Consider the following 22,932-nt stretch of genomic DNA (forward strand, 5'->3'; position numbering starts at 1 on the left):
TATTGAACGCTAATTTATTTGTCTTCTTTCGGTAGGTTTATTTAACGGAAAATTATCCATTGTTCAGTTTTTGTATTTCGTTAAAAAGCTATTTTTTCTCAACCAAAATACTTTCATTTTTGTTTGGATTTAAGCTTCAAAATTAAGCTGAAGGATGAAATAATTCGGGCAAAATTCTTATTTTTACCTCCCTTATATTATTCTAATTTGGCCAGAAAAGCAGCAGATGGACAAGAGCCTTTAAAAAAAGGTGAAACTCCACTTTCCCGACAATTTAATCAAATCAAAGCCAAGTACCCTGGAGCGATTTTGCTTTTCAGGGTTGGTGATTTTTATGAAACTTTTGGGGAGGATGCAGTCAAGGCTTCAAAAATTTTAGGAATTGTTTTAACGCGTCGTAATAATGGAAATGCGGATGATCATCTGGCAGGTTTTCCTCATCATTCATTAGATGTGTATTTGCCCAAATTGGTTCGGGCAGGACAGCGAGTAGCTATTTGTGATCAACTGGAAAATCCTGCTGAGGCGAAAGGAATAGTCAAACGTGGTGTGACAGAATTAGTTACACCTGGCGTTTCTTTTAATGATCAAGTCTTAGATAACAAAAGAAATAATTACCTGGCCTCCATTGCCTTTCCTTCAACTACCCAAAATCTATTTGGATTGGCCTTACTGGATATTTCCACTGGAGAGTATATGTGCTCTCAGGGGCCATTAGCCTATATTCAAAAGCTGATTCAAAGTTTTTTGCCAGCTGAAATTCTGTATCCCAAAAAATGTAGAAATCAATTTTTGGATTCCTTTGGCGATCAGTTTCATTCTTTTAGTTTAGAAGAATGGATTTTTACACAGGATTTTACCTATCCATTATTAACACAGCATTTTAAAACCCAAAATTTAAAGGGTTTTGGAATTGAAGATATGCCCTTGGGTATCATAGCTGCTGGGGTAATTCTCCATTATTTGGCAGAAACGGAACATAAACAAGTAGCTCATATTTCTTCCATTCAACGCATTGAGGAAGATAAATATGTCTGGCTAGATCGGTTTACCATTCGTAATTTGGAGTTAATTCATCCCTCCCAAGAAGGGGGTGTTCCTTTGATATCCTTAATGGATCAAACGCTCACAGCCATGGGAGCTCGCCTACTACGCAAGTGGATGGTGCTACCCCTTAAACAGCTGGCTGAGATTCAAGATCGGCAATCTGGGGTTGCGGAACTGGTTCAAAACAAGGATTTACTGGATTTATTGCTCAGTTATTTGAAACCAATAGGTGATTTAGAGCGATTGATTTCAAAGGTGGCAGCTAGTAGGATTAATCCCCGAGAGTTGGTTCAATTAAAAAGGGCATTGCAACAAATTCCCTTAATCAAGGAATCATTATGGGATAATAGCCAAGGAAGTTTGAAAAAATGGGCCGAACGGTTAAATCCTTGTGCCCTTTTAGTAGAAAAAATTGAAAACGCCTTGCGTGATGATGCCCCTATGTTAGCACATCAAGGGGGAATAATTAAAACAGGATTTTTGGCAGAATTGGACGAGCTACATTTACTCTCGTCCAACGGGAAAGGATATTTACAAGATTTACAAAAAAGAGAAATAGAACGTACCGGGATATCATCCTTGAAAGTGGCATATAATAAGGTTTTTGGTTATTACCTAGAAGTAACCAATTCCCATAAAGACCGTGTACCACCTGAGTGGATTCGAAAGCAGACGCTAGTAAATGCTGAGCGATACATTACGGATGAACTAAAAATTTACGAAGAGAAAATTCTGACCGCAGAGGATCGTATTTCGCAAATTGAATATGGAATATTTCAAGATTTGATTCGTGAAGCTTTGGATTATCTGGAACTTATTCAAGTGAATGCTCAAGGAATAGCAACCCTGGATGTGTTACAAAGTTTTGCTAGTATAGCCATAAAGCATCAGTATGTGCAACCTGAATTGTTGGAAAATGATACGATTGATATCAAAGAAGGTCGTCATCCTGTCATAGAACAGCAATTACCCGTAGGGGAAAATTATGTTCCCAATGATGTTTATTTGGATAATGAATCTCAGCAAATCATGATGATCACAGGTCCCAATATGGCTGGTAAATCTGCTTTGTTGCGCCAGACCGCATTGATTGTTTTGATGGCACAAATGGGTTCCTTTGTACCTGCCCAGGCAGCTAGCATTGGTTTGGTAGATAAGGTGTTTACACGAGTAGGTGCCTCAGATAATTTATCCAAAGGGGAGTCTACCTTTATGGTCGAAATGACAGAGACGGCAGCTATTTTAAATAATTTATCGAGCAAGTCTTTGGTCCTTTTAGATGAGATAGGAAGGGGTACGTCTACTTACGATGGGGTATCAATGGCTTGGGCCATTGCTGAGCATTTACATAACCATCCAAAGAGTCGGGCTAAAACCCTTTTTGCAACCCACTATCACGAATTGAATCAGTTGTCGGATGATTTTCCTAGAATCAAAAATTTCCATGTTTCTGTCAAGGAAATGGGGAATAAAATCATTTTTCTAAGAAAATTATTACCAGGAGGTTCAGCGCATAGCTTTGGTATTCATGTGGCTCAAATGGCTGGTATGCCTACGGCATTGGTACTTAGGGCCCATGAAATTTTACAACATTTAGAAAAAGATCATATCAAAGAGGATCATGACCAAAAGTTAAAAGATATGCCCAAAGCTAATTATCAATTAAGTCTTTTTGGTGCCGAAATACCAGCAGGCCTAAAAGAGGTTAATGATCAATTGGAAAAATTAGATGTCAACTCGCTATCTCCAATCGAGGCATTATTGAAGTTAAATGAACTCAAGAAAATGATTCATTAGGAATTGTTTATTGAGGTGATTGAATCAATCAAAAATACCTTGATTCCATTAGTTTCTAACGTCCAATCCCCAATTTAATTTATTTCTTAAGGTTTGAAGGAAATCATCACCTGGGATTTTAATTAATCTAGCCGGGAAAGGTGCTTTTTGAACTTCAATACTAAATTGGCTATCCACTACTTTGGATCGCGAATCTATGGAGATAAGGAAATTTTGACTTCGACTACTCACTTCGAATCGTAAATGCGTGTCACTAGAAACTACCAATGGTCGCACATTCAGGTTATGCGGACTCATAGGGGCAATAATAAAAATGTCGGAAGTAGGCATGACCAAAGGCCCTCCTACGGAAAGCGAATAGCCAGTAGAGCCTGTCGCCGTGGACACAATTAAGCCATCTGCCCAATAGGAATTCAAGTAATTGCCATCTACATAGGCCTTTATAACAATCATGGAGGAAGTATCCGTTTTCATGATTCCTACTTCATTGAGGCCAAAGGACTTGTTTTCAAAAAGATCAATCTCGGTTTTTACCGCAACTAGTCCTCGTTCTTCTACCCGATAATTTCCTTCTAATAAAAAGTCTAGCGCTTGAGAAACTTCTTGGGGTGAAATGGTAGCTAAAAACCCTAGCCTACCTGTGTTGATACCTAAAATGGGTATCATTTTGTCTCCAATGTGTGTCAAGGTTTCTAGCAAAGTGCCATCCCCTCCAATACTCCAGGCCATATCTACATGGCTAGGACCTTCCATAGATGAGTAGGAAGGAATATGCTCCACATCAAAGGAATGTGTTAGTAAGTGTGCTTTAAATACATCTGAAAGGGTAATCTGACAATTTTTAGCAATAATGTCAGCCCATAAGTCTACCATTAGGTTTTTGGTATCACCTGTAAAGGATTTTCCATGAATGGCGATTTTTAGACTCAAAACTATGGATTTAAATATTTCAAAAGTAAATCAAATCGAGCTTGATCCACATCCTCTTGATGGCCAAAAGTAAAGGCTTTTTCAACGGCGACCTCATGTCGTTCCAAGCTTTTTACCAATTGAGAAAATTGGTCAGTTTGAACTTGAATAACCCACTCAGGCAAGGCTTGTGGATTTTTCTCAGAGCGATGAAAAAAACTACGCACCATTAGGCCTTTATTTTCTTCAATGATACGGAGTATTACACTCATGGAATCCCGCTGAGCGTGAAAGGAGATGCGTAAAATCCCTCCATTTTTACCAGTAAATCCAGATTGAATAAACATGGTTGAAATTACATCTTGATGAATATAGCCCATCCAATTGCCTTCTTCATTTACTACTGGCAATAAACTAAATCCGGTATTTTCAAAAAGGGGCAAACTAGCTAAAATATCTTCTTCTAATTCTAATTTATCCTGTTGGAAATCTGCTTGAATATCTTTCAATTTAGCCGCTGAGGAAAGGTTTTGGGCTACTTGTAGGGCAGTTATAGTCCCCACCCATTTTTTTCCATCCAATACACTTAGTGCAGGTACTTTATGTGCTTCTATTACCTTTAAAGCCTTTTGAAGGCTATCTTGCAGAGAAAGCGTAGGATAGTCAAAGGACAAATAGGATAGGACTAACATGGTTAAACTTTCGTTTTTTGCAACCATTTATCTAAAATGGCATTGAATTCATCAGGTCTTTCCATCATAGGGGCATGACAACATTTATCAATGAATTGAAGTTCTGAACCTTGAATTAATTGATTGAATTCATGACCTACATGAGGAGGCGTAATCGTATCATTCAATCCCCAAATTAATAGGGTAGGGGTTTTAATACGGACAATATCTTTAGCCATATTATTCCTTTGCGCAGACTTAGCAATGGCAATGATGCGCATTACTTTAGGTATACTATTGGTGATTTCAAAAACCTCATCAACCAACTCTTTGCTAGCTGTTTTAGGGTCATAAAATGTATATTCGACCCTTTCTTTGATGTATTCGTAATTTCCACGTTTGGGATAAGATCCCCCCATGGAATTTTCAAATAATCCAGACGAACCAGTTAGAATCAATCTTTGAACTTTCTCTGGGTGTCTTAGGGTATAAATTAAGGCAACGTGTCCTCCCAAAGAATTGCCAATTAGGCTAAATTTTTCTAACTGTTTGAACTCAACAAATTCTTCTATAAAAACAGTTAAACCCTCACAACCTGCCTCTTTTATAGGCATGTCATGTATGGGCATTAATGGAATTATGATCCTGTAATTGGATTTAAAATGAGATATCACACCTTCCCAGTTACTTAAAGCTCCAAAAAGCCCATGTAACATCAATAATGTTTCCCCTTTACCCTCGTCGATATAGTGATAACCGTTTTCCTCCTTAATTTTGTAATTCATTCCAGGGAATCATTTAATATGCAAAGTAATAAAAAAGACTTTAAACTTTTGTAAGTTCCAAGAGTTTGTTTAAATATAAATTTATCATGAAACCAATCGTTATAATCGGAGCTGGTATTGCAGGCTTACAAGCAGCTAATGTGTTGCATGAAGGTGGAATTCCGTTTGTCTTGCTTGAAAAACAAGCTCATGTAGGGGGTAGGGTACAAAGTGAGCATTTTCAAGGATTTACTTTGGATCATGGCTTTCAAGTTTTACAAACTTCTTACTCGGAGGTGCAGCAAAGTTTACGATTGGCCGATTTGGATTTATCTTATTTTGATTCTGGGGCTTATTTATGGAAAGATAAATCTTGGCTGAGCTTTTTTAGTCCATGGCAACAAACCTTTTCTTTATTCAGAGCCTTAGGTGATGGAATCATTAGCTTGGGTGATTTGGTTAAGTTGGCTCAACTTTGGATGAAAATTCAATTGGATGCGAAGCCTTTGTCTAACAATCCGTTGACAACCCAAGAATACATTGATTCCTTACGTTTTTCGCCGACTTTCCAAGACGGATTTTTGAAGCCTTTTTTCTATGGTATTTTCTTGGATGAATCATTAACTCAGCCTGCCTCATTATTTGTTTTCTATTTGAAACAATTTTTAGAAGGGAAGGCAGCGCTTCCAAAAGGAGGTATGGGAGCTATTTCCAATCAATTGCTACAATCGTTGCCTGCCAGTTCGGTTCGATTGAATACCGAGGTGGAAAGTATAGAGGAAGGAAAGGTCGTTTTGAAAAATGGTGAAACTTTGGAATGTGCAAAGGTTATTTTGGCTGCTAATCCTACGGCTGCTAGCCGCCTTTTAGATATTCCTGTAGATAAGGGGGCTATTCTTCAAAGTAAAACATGCTATTTTTCTGCCGACGAATTTCCTAATGAGGGTAAATTATTGCATCTAATTCCTAAGGCTGAGGAATCAAACATATTGCATTTTGCTTGTCTCAGTAAGGTGAACCCAAGCTATGCACCAGCAGGAAAAGAATTGATTTCTGTTACTACCCTAAAAACAGAGCTAAGCGAGGAAGAGATTAGAAAAGAAATGGCTCGCTTTCTTGGGCAGGAAAAATTAAATTGGAAATTTTTAAAAGCATACTCAATTCCGGAATCTTTGCCTAAACAAGGTTTTTGGAATTTGATTAAGCAGAAAGCCCTTGAAAAGGGAATCGTACTTTCGGGAGATTACACACAATACCCATCTTTGCAAGCGGCTTTTGCATCGGGTCGCTTAGCCGCAGAGTCAGCGATTAGCTGATTTTTGTCAATGTTTCCATTCTAAATAGAAGTATTGGTATATTTGTTATTCCAAAAATCAAACCCAATGAAGAGATATTTTATTTTGTTTGTTGCAATATGCTTTGCTGCCTGCAAATCAGATAACCCTAATTATCAAGAGGAAGCTGCTAATCCTGAGTTTTTGATTCGCTCTGAGGTAATGCTGACAGAAAGTATCATTCATGATATTTTTGCACCGCCGGTTTCTTCAAGAATTTACATGTATGCCAGCATTGCAGGATATGAGGCTGCTTTACATGGGAATAAAGGGTATAAATCTTTAGTTGGTCAACTGAATGGATTTGAAAAAGTAGCGCAACCGAAAGCTGGAGAGGAATACTGTTTTCCAGTGGCCTCTGTTCGAGCTTATTTGGCAGTAGGAAAGAAGTTGACTTTTGCCCAAGAACTTTATGAAGAATTTGATAAGAAATTAGAAGCTGATTATAAGAAAATAGGTATTCCAGAAGATGTGTATGCGCGTTCCATTGCTTTTGGTGATTCTGTAGCCGAATCCATCATGAAATACGCGGCAAAAGATAATTACAAACAAACGAGGGGGTTCAGATTTACCGTGACAAATTTACCTGGGACTTGGACGCCAACACCTCCAGCCTACATTGATGCCGTAGAGCCTTTTTGGACCAAAATTAGACCGGCAGTTTTGGATTCATCTTCTCAATTTAGGGCTCCTGAACCTAGTAAATTTGATATGACTAAGGGTAGCCCTTATTACAAAGAGGTGATGCAATCTTATGAAACAGTGAAGAATTTAACGAATGAACAAAGAGACATTGCTAATTTTTGGGATTGTAATCCTTTCAAAATGAATATCACCGGCCATGCCATGTTTGCTACCAAAAAGATGTCACCCGGAGGCCACTGGTTGGGAATAACGGGTCAGGTTTCTAGGCAGTTGAAAAAGAATTACATAGAAACAGCAGAGGCTTTCGCCTTAACTTCCATTGCTATTTTTGATGGTTTTATTTCTTGTTGGGACGAAAAATATCGATCCATTCGTATTCGACCTGAAACGATTATCAATGCTAGTATAGATAAAACATGGATGCCTGTTTTGCAGACACCTCCATTTCCTGAATACACCTCTGGTCATAGCACCATTTCGCGTTCGGCGGCGGTTGTTTTAACCAAGTTGTTTGGGGAAAATGTAGCCTTTAATGATTCAACTGAGATTCCTTATGGCTTACCACCTAGAAAATTTACTTCTTTCATTCAAGCCGCTGACGAAGCATCCATCAGTCGATTATATGGAGGCATTCACTTTTTACCAGCCTTAGATGAAGGTGCGAAACAAGGACAAAAAGTAGCTACTTGGCTGACACAAAAAATAAAAACCCACTAATGAAAAGCGACATCACATCGAAAGAAGATATTCAAGTTTTTGTCAATGCTTTTTATAAAAGTATGACCTCTGATGATATAGTAGGGCATATTTTTCTTGATGTGATGCATGTGGATTGGGATCATCATTTGCCCAAAATGTATGATTTTTGGGAGATGCTTTTGTTGGATGGCCATGCCTACAAAGGAGCACCCATGCAACCTCATTTGTTAGTGAATCAAATTGTTCCACTCACCAAAGCCCATTTCGAGCAATGGATAGAATTATTTACCAAAACGATAGATTCCTTATTTGAAGGACCCAAGGCAGAGGAAGCTAAAACGAAAGCCTTCAATATCGCTCAAACCTGGGCATATAAATTTGATTATATGAACAAATTGGATAAATAGATAGATTATCAATTTATTTGAGTGATAAATCAGGATTTTTTTGCTTTCTCGGGAGGGGTTTAAACAACGTTGTCAAGGTTTAAAACCTTGACAACGTTGTTCTTGCCTACAATGAAATGTAGATTTTATGCTTATCTAGCCAAACGGCAATGAAACCAATGATTCCAAGTACCACCAAGGAGTTAATTAGTTCAGCAATATTTTCAGTAATATGAATTTTCTCTAAAAAACCACCCGCAAATACAAAGGAGGCTTTATTTAGCCATTGTGGTCCCACGGATTCAAAAAACAAATAAATAAAAATAGAATTTTTGCCAAAAGAAAGTATGTAGTTTGGCGCGGGGATGATGGCCTGACTTCTCTCCCAATTTACATAAAAGGCTGCCATCATTAAGGATATCCATCCCCCAGATGCAAGCGTAAAAGAAAGGGTAGCTGTTCTTTTGATAATGGGGATTCCAGCAAAATCAAGTCCATAACCCACTAAGATTCCTAATAAGCCCAATCCAATTAGTGTTCTAATTACAATTTGATGTGATGAACTTCGGTGGATGATTCGTCCAATTAATGCCCCCCAAATGGTATGTGCAGCCGTAGGAATGCAATTGATGGCAATCCAATGCCCACCACTTAATTTCCCCATGAAGAGCATATCCATATAAGAACCAAAGTTTTTATCCGGGGTATAGGGCTCATTGTAACCGGGAATATCACTAAATACGTATAAGCTGTGGGAAAGCAATAATAACAATAGTGAAGCAGCTATTTGTAAAGGAATTGAAAAACGTAGTAGGAAAAATGCTATGATGGTGGTGACAGATAGCTGTGTTAGCACATTCCACAATTCAAAAACGAGTCTCTCTTTTCCAAGGCAATGTAATCCTGTTCCAAATAAAAATAAAAGTAAAGAACGTTTTAGAACTTTTGGCCATAGAGTTAAATAGGTATCCCCACTGTCTAACCTTTTATAGGTAGAAAAGTACAGGGCTGCCCCAGCTATCATCATAAATCCAGGTTGGATTAAGTCCCAAAAGTGTAAACCCTGCCATTTGACATGGAAAAATTGGGTGATGATAAAATTGTCAGGAAATAGATTGTCCAGATTATGATACAAATCTGTGCTTTCCGCAGCAAGAAGAAAGAGGATAAAGCCTCGGAAATAATCGACGGATGGGATGCGCTTCGTAATCATCGATAGTATTTAAGTGTTTCAAAGGTAAGGTATTTTTTTAAATCTAATTTGTACTTTTGTTATACATTAAATTTTAGCATGATTGTTTCTACTCCCGGTCGGATTTGCTTGTTTGGCGAACATCAAGATTATTTAGGATTACCTGTCATTGCAGCCGCAATTTCGAAACGCATACAAATGAAAGGCCAATTTCGGGCCGACAAAACCGTTCGATTTTCCCTTCCAGACATCCAAGCTGTTGAAGAATTTGAATTAGAATTTCCATTAGTTTACACCAAAGAAAGAGATTATTTCAAAAGTGTTTGCAATGTTCTTCATCGTAAAGGACATTCACTAGCAAAAGGTTTAGAAATAGAAGTTCGGGGCAATATTCCAATTAATTCAGGGACCTCAAGTTCATCTGCACTGATCGTATCATGGGTTAAGTTTCTTTGTGAAATGTATCAAATTCCTGCCACACAGAAGGAAATTGGTGAAATTACCTATGAAGCAGAAGTGTTGGAATTTACAGAGCCAGGAGGAATGATGGACCAGTATTCTACAGCCGTAGGGAATGTGATATTTTTAGAAAGTAGACCCAAGATAGCTATTGAAACCTATTCCCGCGATTTAGGCACTTTCGTGTTAGGAGATTCTCTTGAAGCCAAGGATACACTAAAAATATTAGCCCATGTGAAGTTTGGCATGTTGAGTGGCTTGGAAAAAATTCAGCAGGTGAATCCTGACTTTGATTTGGAAAAAGCTCAGTTGGAGGACTGTTTAGCATATCAAGCCATTTTGACGGAAGCAGAATGGGTTTTACTTCAAGCCAATATCTCAGATCGAGATATTTTATTGGAAGCTAAGGCTATGTTCGAGGGAAAGTCAGAGTGGAGCGATGAAAAATTAGGCGACTTGTTGAATCGACATCAGGTAAACTTACGTGAACATAAAAAAATATCGACTACTAAAATCGATCGAATGATTCAAGCATCGCTAGATGCCGGTGCCTTAGGAGCAAAAATCAATGGTTCTGGGGGAGGAGGCTGTATGTTTGCGTATGCACCCAAACATCCAGAGAAAGTGGTAGAAGCCATTGAAAAGGAGGGAGGAAAGGCCTACATTATTCGTGTAGACGAAGGTACTAAAGTGGAAAAAGAAAGTTTGTTTTATTAATTCAGGAAATGAAAAAAAGATTATTGATTTTAGCTGGAGGCATGGCTTCTCGTATGAAAAAGGCGCTTTCCGAAGGAAGTGATTTGGATCCTAGCTTGGTAGCCCAAGCAAATTCTGTTACCAAAGGAATGATTCAAGTGGGTAAAAATGGGAAGACATTAATCGATTATCAATTATACAATGCTCATTTAGCTGGTATAGAAGAGGTTATGCTGTTGTTGCACCCCACCGATCAAGTAACTCAAGCTTATTGTGAAGATTTGATGTCGCGGGATGCTTGCTGGGGTTTGAAAATCGTGTTTGCTCGTCAGCAAATACCTGCCGATCGAGAAAAACCAGCAGGAACAGCTGATGCAGTGTATCAAGCCTTGATGCAACATGCGGATTGGCAGCAGGGTAGGGTGATCGTGTGCAATTCAGATAACTTATACTCGGTTAATGCCTTAAAAACACTTTGGTCAACTGATCATGCGCAAGCTTTGATTTCGTATCATCGAGATAGCCTTTTATATCCAGCAGAAAGAATTTCGGCCTTTGCTTTAATTCGTACTGATGCAGAAGGACACTTATTAGAGATTATTGAGAAACCTACTGCCCAACAGGCTGATGAGTTAATGGCTCAACAAGGTCGTTTGGGAGTAAGTATGAATATTTTTGTTTTCGAAGCAGCTACCTTTCTGCCATATTTGGCCAAAACGCCTTTCCATCCTGTGAGAAATGAAAAAGAATTACCGACTTCGGTTGCTTTATTTGGAGAAGGAGAGGGTAAAGGATTTTTCGCGATTCCATTGGCTGAAAATGTCCCTGATTTAACATCTAAAGAAGATATTTTAGTGATGCAAAAGTATCTTGAAGATACTTATGGTGATTTTTAATAGAGATTATAGGTGTAAATAGCGTTGATTTGCTGGCATTCTAACTTAGGATGCTGAAATGTTCAAAGCATTCTATATATTTGGAATTAAATGAAGTATTTTAAAGAAAAAATAAGCTTTTGCTAATAAACTTTGATGCTTCATTTAATTCACTCTATCAAATGACCTCATGACTATTGCTATTGTCGTTTTATGTATTTGTCTTTTAGTTTTTTTAATTACATATCAAAAGGTTAATGCTTTTATTGCCTTTTTAATCATCAGTTTAACGACAGGGTATTTACTGGGTTTACCTTTGGGTGATTTGGCAAAATCCGTTCAAAAAGGTATTGGCGACACGCTTGGCTCATTGGTCACCATCATTGTTTTAGGTGCCATGTTAGGGAAGTTGGTGGCGAGCAGTGGAGCAGCACAGCAAATATCAAGTAGCTTGATTCAGGCATTTGGCCAGAAAAATATGGCATGGGGACTCATGCTGACGGGATTTATCATAGGAATACCTCTTTTTTATAATGTTGGTTTTGTTTTGATGATTCCACTTATTTTTTCTTTGGTTCATCAATTTAAATTACACCCTTTGGTTACCGGAATTCCAATGATGGCCTCCTTATCAGTGGCACATGGTTTTCTTCCTCCACATCCATCTCCAGCAGCTTTAGTTGCTCAGTTTGGAGCAAACATGGGGACCACCCTGTTTTATGGAATCATTGTATCCATTCCTGCTATTGTTTTTGCAGGCCCAATATTTTCCAAAACCTTAACTCATTTACCCATTCGTTCGCTAAAAGCATTTCAAGGGGACCCAATCCCTGAATCAAATTTGCCAAGTAGAACTTCTAGCTTCATTACCGCCTTATTTCCTGTATTCCTTTTGGTATTAACCACTTTGGCAGATTTAAAAATCGATAAAAATTCTTCTTTAACTCCATTGATACATTTGATTGCAGATCCTTCCATGGTGATGCTGATTGCTATTTGTGTAGCCACTTATACCTTAGGTTTACGTATGGGTAAAAAAATGGAAGAAGTTATGCTCATATATACGGATGCGGTAAAGGATGTGGCAATGATTCTGTTAATTATTGCTGGTGCCGGATCATTGAAAGAAGTATTATTAGTTTCAGGGGTAAGTAAGGAGATTGCGAGCTACCTACAAACATTACCATTTCCGCCTTTAGTCTTAGGATGGTTGATGGCAGCCATCATACGTGTATGTGTGGGTTCTGCCACCATTGCAGGATTAACCGCAGCTGGAATGATTTATCCGATAGTATCTACAGGTTTAGTTAACCCTAACTTAATGGTTTTGAGTATTGGAGCAGGAAGCCTGATGTTTTCCCATGTCAATGATACTGGGTTTTGGTTATTTAAGGAATATTTTAACTTATCTGTTAAAGAAACCATTGGTTCATGGTCTCTCATGGAAAGTATCGTGTCCATTGTTGGGCTAATCGGGGTGCTTGTCCTCAATCAATTTATTTAATGGAAAATTTGCAATTTTTTAATAATAAATTGAGTAGATTCTAGTTAACTCGGAAAAATTCAAAAACAAATTTTGCCATATAGCTCTTACAGGCGTTTTTTCGCTTGTAGACTTGTCTTTATGCATAATTTTCTTTGGTATCTATTGGAAAATTTATAATTTGCCAACGTTTTCAAATTATTTTTTCATTAAATAAACTAATCAACATGAAAAAACTCTTACTAGTGATGGCACTAGTAACGACTGCGTGCAGTTCGTTACTAGCCCAATCAAGGGTGGTTACCGGTAAAGTAACTGCTTCAGAGGATGGCGCTGCGCTTCCAGGCGTTAGTGTTAGCCTTAAAGGTACCTCGCGTGGTGTAACTACCACAGCTGATGGTTCTTACAAAATCAGTGTTGACAATGGAGCGGCTCTTCAGTTCTCCTTTGTTGGTTACAAAGCTCAAACAATTTCTGTAGGAAGTCAAAGCACGATCAATGTGGTGTTAGTGGCTGATGCAGCGGAATTAAGCGAGGTAGTTGTAACGGCCTTAGGTTTAACACGTACGAAAAACTCATTACCTTATGCTGCACAGCAGGTTAAAGGAGATGAATTGACTCGTGTTAGAACAGGTAATGCATTTTCTGCTTTATCAGGTAGAGTAGCAGGACTTCAAATTATTCAGGGAAATGCGATTGGTGGTTCTACCAACGTCGTTATTCGTGGAAATAAGTCCTTAACTGGTAACAACCAGGCTTTATTTGTAGTAGATGGTGTACCAGTAGATAACACTAACAAAAACACGGGTAACCAACAAACGGGTCGTGGTGGTTATGACTATGGTAATGCGGCAGCAGATATTAACCCAGATGATATCGAGTCTATGACGGTATTGAAAGGTGCAGCTGCAACAGCTCTTTATGGTTCTCGTGCTTCCAATGGTGTCATCATGATTACTTCTAAAAAAGCGAAAAAAGGATTAGGTTTGACAATTAATGCTGGTTTAACAGTAGGAACAATTGATAAATCTACCTTTGCCACTTACCAAAACCAATATGGTGCTGGTTATTCTGATCCATATCAAAAAGATGGTTTCTTATATTTTGACGCCAATGGTGATGGAGTAAAAGATTTAGTTATCAATACAGCAGAAGATGCTTCTTATGGTACTAAGTTCAATCCATCTTTAATGGTTTATCAGTGGGACGCTTTTGATCCAGCTGGTCCAAACTACTTGAAAGCTAGACCATATGTAGCAGCTACTAATACGCCATCTAAATTTTATGAGACGGCTATTTCTAATAACGTTAACGTTCAATTAGATGGAGCTACGGATCAAGGTACTTTCAAATTAGGTTATACACGCAACGATGAGCGTGGTACTTTACCTAACTCTAACGTAACTAAGAACATCATGAATTTAGCTGGTTCTTATAATATCTCTAAAAAAGTTACAGCATCTGCTGCAGCTAACTTCTCAGTGATTGAAGGTAAAGGGCGTTATGGTTCTGGTTATAGTGGTTTGAACGTTAACCAAAACTTCCGTCAGTGGTATCAAACTAACGTTGATATCTTAGAGCAAAAAGAAGCTTATTTCAGAAATCAACAAAACGTAACTTGGAACTGGTCTGATCCATCATCAGCGGCAGGTTTGAAGCCAATCTATACAGATAACTACTATTGGACTCGTTACCAAAACTACCAGAACGATACACGTTCTCGTCTTTTTGGAAATGCGATGGTTAACTACAAAGCAGCTGATTTCTTGAATTTCATGGGTCGTGTGACTGTGGATACTTATAATGAGTTCCAAGAAGAGCGTATTGCGGTTGGTAGCCAAGGCGTTCCAGGATATACCCGTTTTGATCGTACCTTCCAAGAGCTTAACTACGATTTAATGGCAAATTTTGACAAAGAAATCGTAAAAGATTTAAACCTAAAAGCATTAGCTGGTTTGAACTTACGTAAATCTTATATACGTTCGATTTCTGCTGGAACCAATGGCGGTTTAATTGTACCAGGATTATATTCAATTGCCAATTCAAGAGGTACTGTTTCTGCTCCGGGAGAAAGTTATCAACCACGTGAGGTATTTGGTATCTTTGGAGGTTTAACTTTGACATACAAGGATTTCTTAACCTTAGATGGTACTATCCGTCAGGATAAGTCGTCTACTTTGCCAGTGGCAAACAATGCTTACTTATACTATGCTGGTTCAGCTAGCTGGTTATTCTCTCACCACATTGAAGATCTTCCTTGGTTGACTTCAGGTAAATTGAGAATGAACTATGCAACAGTAGGTAATGATGCTCCTTGGGGATCAATCAAGAACGTATATGACAAACCAGATCCATTTGGTTCAACCATTTTGTTCTCTGCTCCATCGACTCAGAACAACCCATTCTTAAAGCCTGAGCAAACTCAAAGTAAGGAGATCGGTTTAGAGATGGCTTTCTTACAGAACCGTTTAGGTTTTGACTTAACGTATTACCACACGAATACATTAGATCAGATCTTACCTGCATCTGTTTCTTCTGCAACAGGTTTCTCAAGTACTTTTGTGAACGCTGGTAATATTGAGAACAAAGGTTTTGAAGTTAGCTTATATGCTAGCCCAATCAAAACAGCTGATTTCTCATGGAATGTTAACGTAAACTGGACTAAGAATACAAGTTTAGTATTGAGCTTGTACAATGATAGCAAGAACTTACAGTTAGCTACTTTCCAAGGTGGTGTTAGCCTAAATGCTTCAGTAGGTCAACCATATGGTATCTTACAAGGCAGAACTTGGAAGACCTTAAATGGTCAGAAATTGGTTAAAGCTAATGGTCGTTATGACTTGACTTCTACTACAACAAACAATATCGGAAACGTAAATCCTGATTGGATTGGTGGTATCAACAACTCATTCAAGTATAAGAATGTGACATTGAACTTCTTGATTGATATGAAGCGTGGTGGTAGTGTATTCTCTTTAGATCAATACTATGGTCAAGCTACGGGTGTTTATCCTGAGTCAGTTGGTAATAATGATAAAGGTAATCCTTCTCGTTCTCCAGTTGCTGAAGGTGGTGGTGTAATCATGCCAGGAGTTTTAGCGGATGGTTCTGCTAATACAATTCGTGTGGAAAATGATTATGGTACATATGGTTATGCTTATAACCCAGCTGCAGCTTTCGTTTACGATGCTAGTTACATCAAGTTAAGAGAAGCAAACATTGTTTACTCTTTACCAAGTTCAGTTGTACGTAAATTAGGAGGTGTTAAAGGAGTTGATCTTTCTATTTTCGGAAGAAACTTGTGGATTATCCAGAAATATGTTCCTTATGCTGATCCAGAGGAAAACCTTTCTGCTGGTAACATCCAAGGAAATCAATCGGGTGCTTATCCAACTACTCGTTCGATTGGATTTAACATCAAATTATTATTCTAATTATCCTAAAATTTGATAAAGATGAAAAAAATATTTTTAGTTTTTGTACCACTTTTGCTCCTTGCATCGGCTTGTACAGAAGATATTTCTCAATTAAATATTGAGACTAAAAGGCCAGCTGCAGTACCTGCACCTACCTTGTTCTCGAACGCAGTTAAGACCATCTCTGGTTCTTTAGCTTCTCCTAGTGTGAATACTAACGTATTCCGTTTTACCGTGAGTCATTGGGCTATGTCAACATATCAAGATGAGGCTCAATATGATTTTGCAACACGTAACATTCCTCAAGGATGGTGGACTACCATGTACCGTGACGTTATCGCGGATTTACGTGAGTCAGCAAAATTGATCAGTGCAGACGCTGCTTTAACTCCAGGTGAGAAAGCGAATAAATTAGCGATTATTGATATCATGGAGGTTTATACCTACAGTATTTTGGTTAATACTTTTGGTAATATTCCTTACTCTGAGTCTTTAAATGCTGCTATTTTATTTCCAAAATACGATGATGCTAAAACCATTTCTACGGATTTAATCAATCGTTTGAATGCAGACATCTCTAAAATCAATACATCGGCTGCTGGTTTTGCATCGGCTGAGGACTTGATTTACAAAGGTTCAGTTTCAAAATGGTTGAAGTTTGCTAATACCCTTCGTATGAAGATTGGTATGATTCAAGCAGATGTAGATGCTAATTTGGCTAAATCTGCGGTGGAAGCTTCTGATGCAGGTGCTATCTCAGCAGCAGCTGACAATGGTTTATTTACCTACATGGCTGCTTCTCCTAACCAAAACCCATTATATGTGGATATCGTTTTGGGAGGTCGTTCAGACTATATCGCTGGTAAAGATTTGATGGATAAATTATTAGGATGGAATGATCCACGTACAAGTGCTTACTTTACTCCAAACAATGCTGGTGTTTATGCTGGTGGAATTGTAGGAAAAGGTAATACTTACGTAGATTTCTCTCGTGCTGGTACTAAAATCATTGATGCTTCTGCTCCATGTGTATTGGCTGATTATGTTGAAACTGAATTCTTACGTGCTGAAGCAAAAGAAAGAGGATTTAATGTAGCTGGTACTGCAGAATCACACTATAATAATGCGATTCGTGCTTCAATCATCTATTGGGGTGGTTCTGCAGCTGATGCTGATGCTTATTTAGCTCAGCCTTCTGTAGCTTATGCTACTGCTGCTGGTGATTGGAAACAAAAAATCGGTACTCAAAAGTGGATTGCTTTGTATAATAGACCATATGATGGATGGGTTGAATTGCGTCGTTTAGACCAACCTAAGATTTCTGCTCCAGTTGGTGCTAAGTCTGGTTTCCCAACTCGTTTAACTTATGCTGCTAATGAGCAAACATTGAACGGAACTAATTATACAGCTGCTGCTTCTGCCATTGGTGGTGACGTAGTTACAACTAAATTGTATTGGGATAAATTCTAGTATAATTTAGATTTTTTCAATAAAAAAAGAGGGCTTTGAAAAAAGCCCTCTTTTTTTTGTTATAAAATTCCTAAAACATTTTTCTTTATAAACGTGTTTAACTAATTTATGAGCGGATTTTTATGCTTTTGAGCGGAAAGTCTTTAACTTATTACTCATTTATCAAACTAAAAAAAATGAAAAAACTACTACTCGTTGGGGTATTAGTGATGACTGTATTCAGTTCACTAATGGCTCAAAACAAACAAGTTACGGGGAAGGTAACCTCATCAGATGATGGGAGTGGATTACCCGGAGTAAGTGTGAGTGCGAAAGGCTCCACTCGTGGAACCACCACTGCTGCCGATGGTTCCTACAGCATTCAAGTGGCAGACGGAGCTTCTCTCGTTTTTAGTTTTGTTGGTTACACTAGCCAAACTATCGCCATCGGAAATCGTTCAGTTGTTGATGTTGCCTTAGCTTCTGACACCAAGCAATTAAGCGAGGTTGTTGTAGTGGGTTATGGTACCAAGAAAAGAACTGAGTTTACTGGTTCTGCTTCTACCATTAAAGCAGCTACCATCGCAGAAAGACCCGTTCAAAGTTTTTCACAAGGATTAACGGGACAGGCTGCTGGTGTGAATATCACACAGCCTAACGGTTTATTAAATAACCCTCCTGTAATTCGTGTACGTGGTCTTAGCTCATTGTCTCTAAGCTCATTCCCATTAGTTGTTATTGACGGTATACCTATCAGTACTGACAACGTTTCGGCTAACTCCACTACGAATAACCCATTGGCGGATATTAACCCATCTGATATTGAGTCCATTGACGTGTTAAAAGATGCGGCATCTGCAGCTATATATGGTTCACGTGCTGGTGCTGGAGTTTTATTGATTACGACTAAGCGTGGTAAATCAGGAAAAGCAAAAGTATCAATTGATTCTTGGGCAGGTGTAAGTGAAGCTGTTCGTTTACCTGACGTTTTAAACGCTCAGCAATATATGGATCATAAGAACATGGCTATCGCCAATGCGTTATTATTGAATCCAAATGCAGTTACTTCCACTCAACGTAACTCAGAAAATAAATCATTTTTACCAAATTACAATCCAGATGGCAGTTTGATTGATACAGATTGGTATAAGGAAGTATATCAAAGAGGTTTTTCTCAAAATCACAATATGACTATTACTGGAGGAAATGATAAGACTACTTATTATTTCTCTGGTGGATACTCAGATCAAGAAGGATTCTTGAGAAGCAACAGTTTCCAACGTCGTTCTGGTCGTTTCAATATGGATCACCAAGCAACAAAATGGTTGAAGTTAACTACTAATTTCAACTACTCGAATACGTATAACAAGGCACCAATGTCAGGTTCAAATGCTGGAGGAGCCTTCAATACATCGGGTTTGGGTCGTATTGCTGTGGCTCAAGTTCCTAACTTACCTGCTTATTTACCAGATGGTTCTTACAATTTGGAAAACAATACGGTTGGTCGTTTAAACAATTTATTACCTGCTCAGTTTCCTAATGCAGCTGTGGTTCGTGATTTAGATAAAATTTCATCTGAAAATACGCGTTTAATCGCCAATTTAGGTGCAGAGATTCGTTTGTTAGAAGGTTTAACGGCTAAGACAAACTATTCTTGGGATCGTAGAAATACGGAAAATATCCGTTTCTTTAACCCATACAATGGTGATGGTTGGTCTACTTCAGGAGATGCCTATAACAATACGGCTCGTTCGGACAACTGGAACTGGATCAATACTTTACAATACAACGTTACTTTAGCAGAAAAGCATAATATCTCAGCCATTGTAGGTTCAGACGTTCAAAAAACCCGTGTGTTAAACTGGGGTGCACAACGTCAAACATTAGCTGATTTCTTCTTTACTGATTTCCAAGGAAACTTTGGTACTAACTTGGCAGCTGGTAATGGAATTTCACAAGTTTCTTATGAGGCATACTTCGCTAACGTGAGTTATAACTTCAAAGGAAAGTATTTCTTAAGCGGTAACCTTCGTCGTGATGGTAATTCAGCTTTATCTGCTGAGAATCGTTGGGGAGATTTTGGTGGTGTGTCTTTAGGTTGGACTGTTTCTGAGGAAGAGTTCTTCAAAAATATGGACTTAGGAAACACTATTTCTTCTTTCCGTTTAAAGGCAAGTTATGGTAAAGTAGGTAACGGTAATGTTCCGAATGCCTATGGTTCCTATTCTACCTTTGGATCAGGTTTATACGGATCTATCCCAACTTTATCATTTAACCAAGCAGGTAACAAGGATTTGAAATGGGAGACTTCAGCTCAAACCAACGTAGGTTTGGATGTTAGTTTCTTAAACGATCGTATTACATTAGAAGCGAACTACTATTATAAGGATATCAACAATTTGATCTTGAACGTGCCTCAAGCACCTTCTAAAGGTATTCCAGGTAACTCGATCTTAGCTAACGTTGGTTCGATGTATAATAAAGGTTTTGAAATTGCTCTAACGGCAACGCCTATCAATACAGGTAAATTCAGCTGGAATACCAACATAAATTTTGCTACCAACGAAAACATGGTAACATCATTGGTAGATGCTAACACACCTATTTTGACAAATACTTCCGGTCTAGAGGCTACTTCTATTACCAAAGTAGGTTACTCAGCAGCTCAAATTTATGGTGTTAAAACGGATGGTGTTAATCCAGCAAATGGTCGCCGTATTTATATTAAGAGAGATGGAACTAAGGTACAATACCAGCATTTAGGTGGTGCATTGGCTTGGACTACCTTAGATGGTAAGGCTACAACTTCTCCATCCTCTGAGCAACAAATCTTAGGAAATACACTTCCTACTTTCTATGGTGGTTTTAATAATACCTTTAAGTATGGAGGTTTCGACTTAGCTTTGAACTTTACATTCTCAGGAGGAAACTACATTTACAATGGTTCTCAAGCGGGTCTACGTGACCAACGTGTATGGAATAACTCGGTTGATGTGTTGAAATCTTGGAAAAAAGAAGGAGATATTACTGAGATTCCACGCGCTGTTTACGGAGATAACGTATCGAATGGATCTTCATTCTTGATTGATGCTAACATCCAAAAAGGAGATTTCTTACGTTTACAAACAGCTACTTTAGGTTATAAAATCCCAGCTGATTTAAGTCGTTTAGGAATTACTAGCTTACGTCTATACGCTCAGGCTACGAACTTATTCCTATTAACACCATACAAAGGTGTTGACCCAGAAATCTCATCCAATGGAGATTCTAACCTAGCTTCTGGTATTGAAAGAAACTCAATCCCTCAAGCTAGAGCGTTCACATTTGGTATTAACATCGGTTTATAATTTTAAAGGATAGATAAAATGAAATTATTCACAAATAAAATTGGATATCTGACCATCGCTTTGGCTTTGACAGTTTCCTCTTGCAGTAAGGATTTTCTTAGTGCAGTTCCTGAATTAGACTTGTCTGATGCGACAGTTTTTAATTCCCCAGCTCGCGTGCTTTCTCAAGTAAATGGTTTATATGGATCAGCTAAAAGTGGTAGCTTATTCGGTGGTCGTTACTTGATCTATAATGATATTCGTGCGGAAGAATTTGTTAACCGTACGACTAACTCCGTAACAGGTTATTCAACGTATCAAGGTAACCAAGATCCATCAGATACTTATTTAGCTGGTTTTTGGATTCAAGGTTACTTGACTATCAACCGTGCTAATTTGTTTTTGGAAGGTCTTGCGGCGAATCCAAATGCAGTATCTTCTACACTGGCGGCTAATTACCGTGGTGAAGCGAAGTTCATTCGTGCTTTGACTTACTTCTCTTTGGTACAATTCTTCGCGAAGCCTTATATCTTAGATAAGGGTGCTTCTGCGGGCTTGCCTTTGCGTCTGAAAGGACAGACTTCCTCTGCGGATAATAATTTAGCTAGAAGTACTGTTGCTCAAGTATATGACCAAATCTTGAAAGATTTGAATGAGGCTGAGACGGAGCTACCTGATAGCTATGCATCGGCTTTATTGAACACAACTCGTGCACATAAAAACACGGCTATTGCTTTGAAAACTCGTGTTTTGTTAGCTAAAGGAGATTATGCAGGTGTAATTACTGAAGCAAATAAAATTGTTTCACCAACAGCTCCATATAGATCTAATACTCGTGTAGCGCATACTTTGCAAGCAGACGTATCTGCTGTGTTCAAAGCACCATACACTACTACTGAGTCGATTTTCTCATTCCCAATGGATGCGACAAACCCTCCGGGTACCCAAAACCAATTGGGCTTCTATTTTAATGCAGGAAACGTGGAGTATTATTTAAATCAAGGTCCAACAGGTATCTATAGTAATCCTCAATTTACTGCTACGGATGATCGTAAGACTAAGTTGACAGTGCCTACTACTACCATTGCGAAGTTTCCTTCGTCAACTAAGTTTAGTGGCGTGTCTCCATTCATCGATTTTGTGCCAAACATCCGTTATGCTGAGGTATTATTGAACCTTGCGGAAGCTGAAGCAGAAGGTGGAAACATCAATCGTGCGATTGATATCTTGAATGCTGTACACAAGCGTTCTGATCCTACTTATGTATTCACTGGATTAGATTCTAAAGCTAATGTGGTAAGGGCAATCTTGACAGAACGTCGTATCGAATTCCTTGCAGAAGGTTTCCGTACTAATGATGTTTTGCGTAGAGGTGACTCAATAAATTCATTCGGTGCTGGAGCGATCATCCCTCCAACGGATCCACGTTATATTTATGGAATTCCATTGATTGAAACTCAAACCAACCCTGGTATTGGTAAGTAATTCATGTGATTTCTACAACAAAGGGCTTGTCATCGACAAGCCCTTTTTTTATACCTCTCCTAAGGTAGTATAATCTTTTAATGAAGTGATTTTTTTTGATATTAAATAGGTCAATAGATGTTTCTTTAATTTTGATGATAATAATTAAACCCTTTAAGGTTTTAATAACCTATTGGTTAAATTAATTTAAATGATTTGATAAGAAGTTATTTGAAGATGTTTCTAGGATTTAATTTATACCAAAGATTCAGAATATATTTATTTAAAAGGCCGAGCCTTTTCCCTGTAGGTATAAAAAA

At 38.3% G+C, this 22,932-nt stretch carries 15 protein-coding genes; 11 read left to right on the plus strand and 4 right to left on the minus strand.

Annotation, left to right across the window (positions count from 1 at the left end):
* Positions 1-207 precede the first annotated feature (207 nt).
* Positions 208-2,844: a DNA mismatch repair protein MutS gene (gene mutS / locus ACST15_RS04715; protein WP_459453508.1), complete on the plus strand. Its 2,637-nt coding sequence runs from the start codon at positions 208-210 to the stop codon at positions 2,842-2,844.
* Between the two features lie 48 nt (positions 2,845-2,892).
* Here mutS and ACST15_RS04720 read toward each other — a convergent pair whose 3' ends face one another.
* Genes ACST15_RS04720 through ACST15_RS04730 form a run of 3 tightly spaced genes read right to left on the minus strand, consistent with a single transcriptional unit; the run spans position 2,893 to position 5,209 of the window.
* Positions 2,893-3,774: an NAD kinase gene (locus tag ACST15_RS04720; RefSeq protein WP_459453509.1), complete on the minus strand. Its 882-nt coding sequence runs from the start codon at positions 3,772-3,774 to the stop codon at positions 2,893-2,895.
* Positions 3,775-3,776: 2 nt separating this feature from the next.
* Positions 3,777-4,445, minus strand: a complete 669-nt coding sequence (locus ACST15_RS04725; protein ID WP_459453510.1) for a hypothetical protein — start codon at positions 4,443-4,445, stop codon at positions 3,777-3,779.
* A 2-nt stretch (positions 4,446-4,447) separates the two neighbouring features.
* Positions 4,448-5,209, minus strand: coding sequence for an alpha/beta fold hydrolase (locus ACST15_RS04730; RefSeq protein ID WP_459453511.1), 762 nt, complete (start codon positions 5,207-5,209; stop codon positions 4,448-4,450).
* Between the two features lie 86 nt (positions 5,210-5,295).
* On the opposite strand from ACST15_RS04730, the gene ACST15_RS04735 reads away from it, so the two are divergent.
* The 3 genes from ACST15_RS04735 to ACST15_RS04745 all read left to right on the plus strand — a co-directional run bounded on the left by ACST15_RS04735 (position 5,296) and on the right by ACST15_RS04745 (position 8,273).
* Positions 5,296-6,504 carry an NAD(P)/FAD-dependent oxidoreductase gene (locus ACST15_RS04735; protein WP_459453513.1) on the plus strand — a complete coding sequence of 403 codons (1,209 nt, stop codon included), beginning with the start codon at positions 5,296-5,298 and terminating at the stop codon, positions 6,502-6,504.
* A gap of 66 nt (positions 6,505-6,570) precedes the next feature.
* On the plus strand, positions 6,571-7,884 hold the full coding sequence (locus ACST15_RS04740) for a vanadium-dependent haloperoxidase (RefSeq protein ID WP_459453514.1): 1,314 nt from the start codon (positions 6,571-6,573) through the stop codon (positions 7,882-7,884).
* Positions 7,884-8,273, plus strand: coding sequence for a group III truncated hemoglobin (locus ACST15_RS04745; RefSeq protein WP_459453515.1), 390 nt, complete (start codon positions 7,884-7,886; stop codon positions 8,271-8,273). Before ACST15_RS04740 ends, ACST15_RS04745 begins: the two co-directional genes overlap by 1 nt.
* A gap of 106 nt (positions 8,274-8,379) precedes the next feature.
* Here the strand turns inward: ACST15_RS04745 and ACST15_RS04750 are convergent, their stop codons facing one another.
* The gene (locus tag ACST15_RS04750) at positions 8,380-9,465 is read right to left on the minus strand and encodes a DUF5009 domain-containing protein (RefSeq protein ID WP_459453516.1); all 1,086 of its coding nucleotides are present in this window, start codon (positions 9,463-9,465) and stop codon (positions 8,380-8,382) included.
* Positions 9,466-9,543: 78 nt separating this feature from the next.
* On the opposite strand from ACST15_RS04750, the gene ACST15_RS04755 reads away from it, so the two are divergent.
* The 7 genes from ACST15_RS04755 to ACST15_RS04785 all read left to right on the plus strand — a co-directional run bounded on the left by ACST15_RS04755 (position 9,544) and on the right by ACST15_RS04785 (position 22,633).
* Positions 9,544-10,620, plus strand: a complete 1,077-nt coding sequence (locus ACST15_RS04755) for a GHMP family kinase ATP-binding protein (RefSeq protein WP_459453518.1) — start codon at positions 9,544-9,546, stop codon at positions 10,618-10,620.
* 8 nt (positions 10,621-10,628) lie between these two features.
* Positions 10,629-11,495 (plus strand): sugar phosphate nucleotidyltransferase, encoded by an 867-nt coding sequence (locus ACST15_RS04760; RefSeq protein WP_459453519.1) that lies wholly within the window; start codon positions 10,629-10,631, stop codon positions 11,493-11,495.
* Between the two features lie 169 nt (positions 11,496-11,664).
* Positions 11,665-12,978, plus strand: coding sequence for a gluconate:H+ symporter (locus ACST15_RS04765; RefSeq protein WP_459453520.1), 1,314 nt, complete (start codon positions 11,665-11,667; stop codon positions 12,976-12,978).
* 206 nt (positions 12,979-13,184) lie between these two features.
* Positions 13,185-16,391 (plus strand): SusC/RagA family TonB-linked outer membrane protein, encoded by a 3,207-nt coding sequence (locus ACST15_RS04770; RefSeq protein WP_459453521.1) that lies wholly within the window; start codon positions 13,185-13,187, stop codon positions 16,389-16,391.
* 21 nt (positions 16,392-16,412) lie between these two features.
* Positions 16,413-17,843: a SusD/RagB family nutrient-binding outer membrane lipoprotein gene (locus tag ACST15_RS04775; protein ID WP_459453522.1), complete on the plus strand. Its 1,431-nt coding sequence runs from the start codon at positions 16,413-16,415 to the stop codon at positions 17,841-17,843.
* Positions 17,844-18,019: 176 nt separating this feature from the next.
* Positions 18,020-21,169, plus strand: coding sequence for a SusC/RagA family TonB-linked outer membrane protein (locus tag ACST15_RS04780; protein WP_459453523.1), 3,150 nt, complete (start codon positions 18,020-18,022; stop codon positions 21,167-21,169).
* Between the two features lie 18 nt (positions 21,170-21,187).
* The gene (locus tag ACST15_RS04785; RefSeq protein ID WP_459453525.1) at positions 21,188-22,633 is read left to right on the plus strand and encodes a RagB/SusD family nutrient uptake outer membrane protein; all 1,446 of its coding nucleotides are present in this window, start codon (positions 21,188-21,190) and stop codon (positions 22,631-22,633) included.
* Positions 22,634-22,932 lie beyond the last annotated feature (299 nt).

Source organism: Aquirufa sp. Wall-65K1 (assembly GCF_054558475.1).

What these genes read in the sequence shown, in the direction of transcription:
- ACST15_RS04760 (WP_459453519.1), top strand. Translation starts at nt 10,629, where the DNA reads ATGAAAAAAAGATTATTGATTTTAGCTGGAGGCATGGCTTCTCGTATG.
- ACST15_RS04755 (WP_459453518.1), top strand. Translation starts at nt 9,544, where the DNA reads ATGATTGTTTCTACTCCCGGTCGGATTTGCTTGTTTGGCGAACATCAA.
- ACST15_RS04735 (WP_459453513.1), top strand. Translation starts at nt 5,296, where the DNA reads ATGAAACCAATCGTTATAATCGGAGCTGGTATTGCAGGCTTACAAGCA.
- ACST15_RS04765 (WP_459453520.1), top strand. Translation starts at nt 11,665, where the DNA reads ATGACTATTGCTATTGTCGTTTTATGTATTTGTCTTTTAGTTTTTTTA.
- ACST15_RS04745 (WP_459453515.1), top strand. Translation starts at nt 7,884, where the DNA reads ATGAAAAGCGACATCACATCGAAAGAAGATATTCAAGTTTTTGTCAAT.
- ACST15_RS04730 (WP_459453511.1), bottom strand. Translation starts at nt 5,209, where the DNA reads ATGAATTACAAAATTAAGGAGGAAAACGGTTATCACTATATCGACGAG.
- ACST15_RS04725 (WP_459453510.1), bottom strand. Translation starts at nt 4,445, where the DNA reads ATGTTAGTCCTATCCTATTTGTCCTTTGACTATCCTACGCTTTCTCTG.
- ACST15_RS04785 (WP_459453525.1), top strand. Translation starts at nt 21,188, where the DNA reads ATGAAATTATTCACAAATAAAATTGGATATCTGACCATCGCTTTGGCT.
- ACST15_RS04740 (WP_459453514.1), top strand. Translation starts at nt 6,571, where the DNA reads ATGAAGAGATATTTTATTTTGTTTGTTGCAATATGCTTTGCTGCCTGC.
- ACST15_RS04770 (WP_459453521.1), top strand. Translation starts at nt 13,185, where the DNA reads ATGAAAAAACTCTTACTAGTGATGGCACTAGTAACGACTGCGTGCAGT.
- ACST15_RS04780 (WP_459453523.1), top strand. Translation starts at nt 18,020, where the DNA reads ATGAAAAAACTACTACTCGTTGGGGTATTAGTGATGACTGTATTCAGT.
- ACST15_RS04775 (WP_459453522.1), top strand. Translation starts at nt 16,413, where the DNA reads ATGAAAAAAATATTTTTAGTTTTTGTACCACTTTTGCTCCTTGCATCG.
- ACST15_RS04750 (WP_459453516.1), bottom strand. Translation starts at nt 9,465, where the DNA reads ATGATTACGAAGCGCATCCCATCCGTCGATTATTTCCGAGGCTTTATC.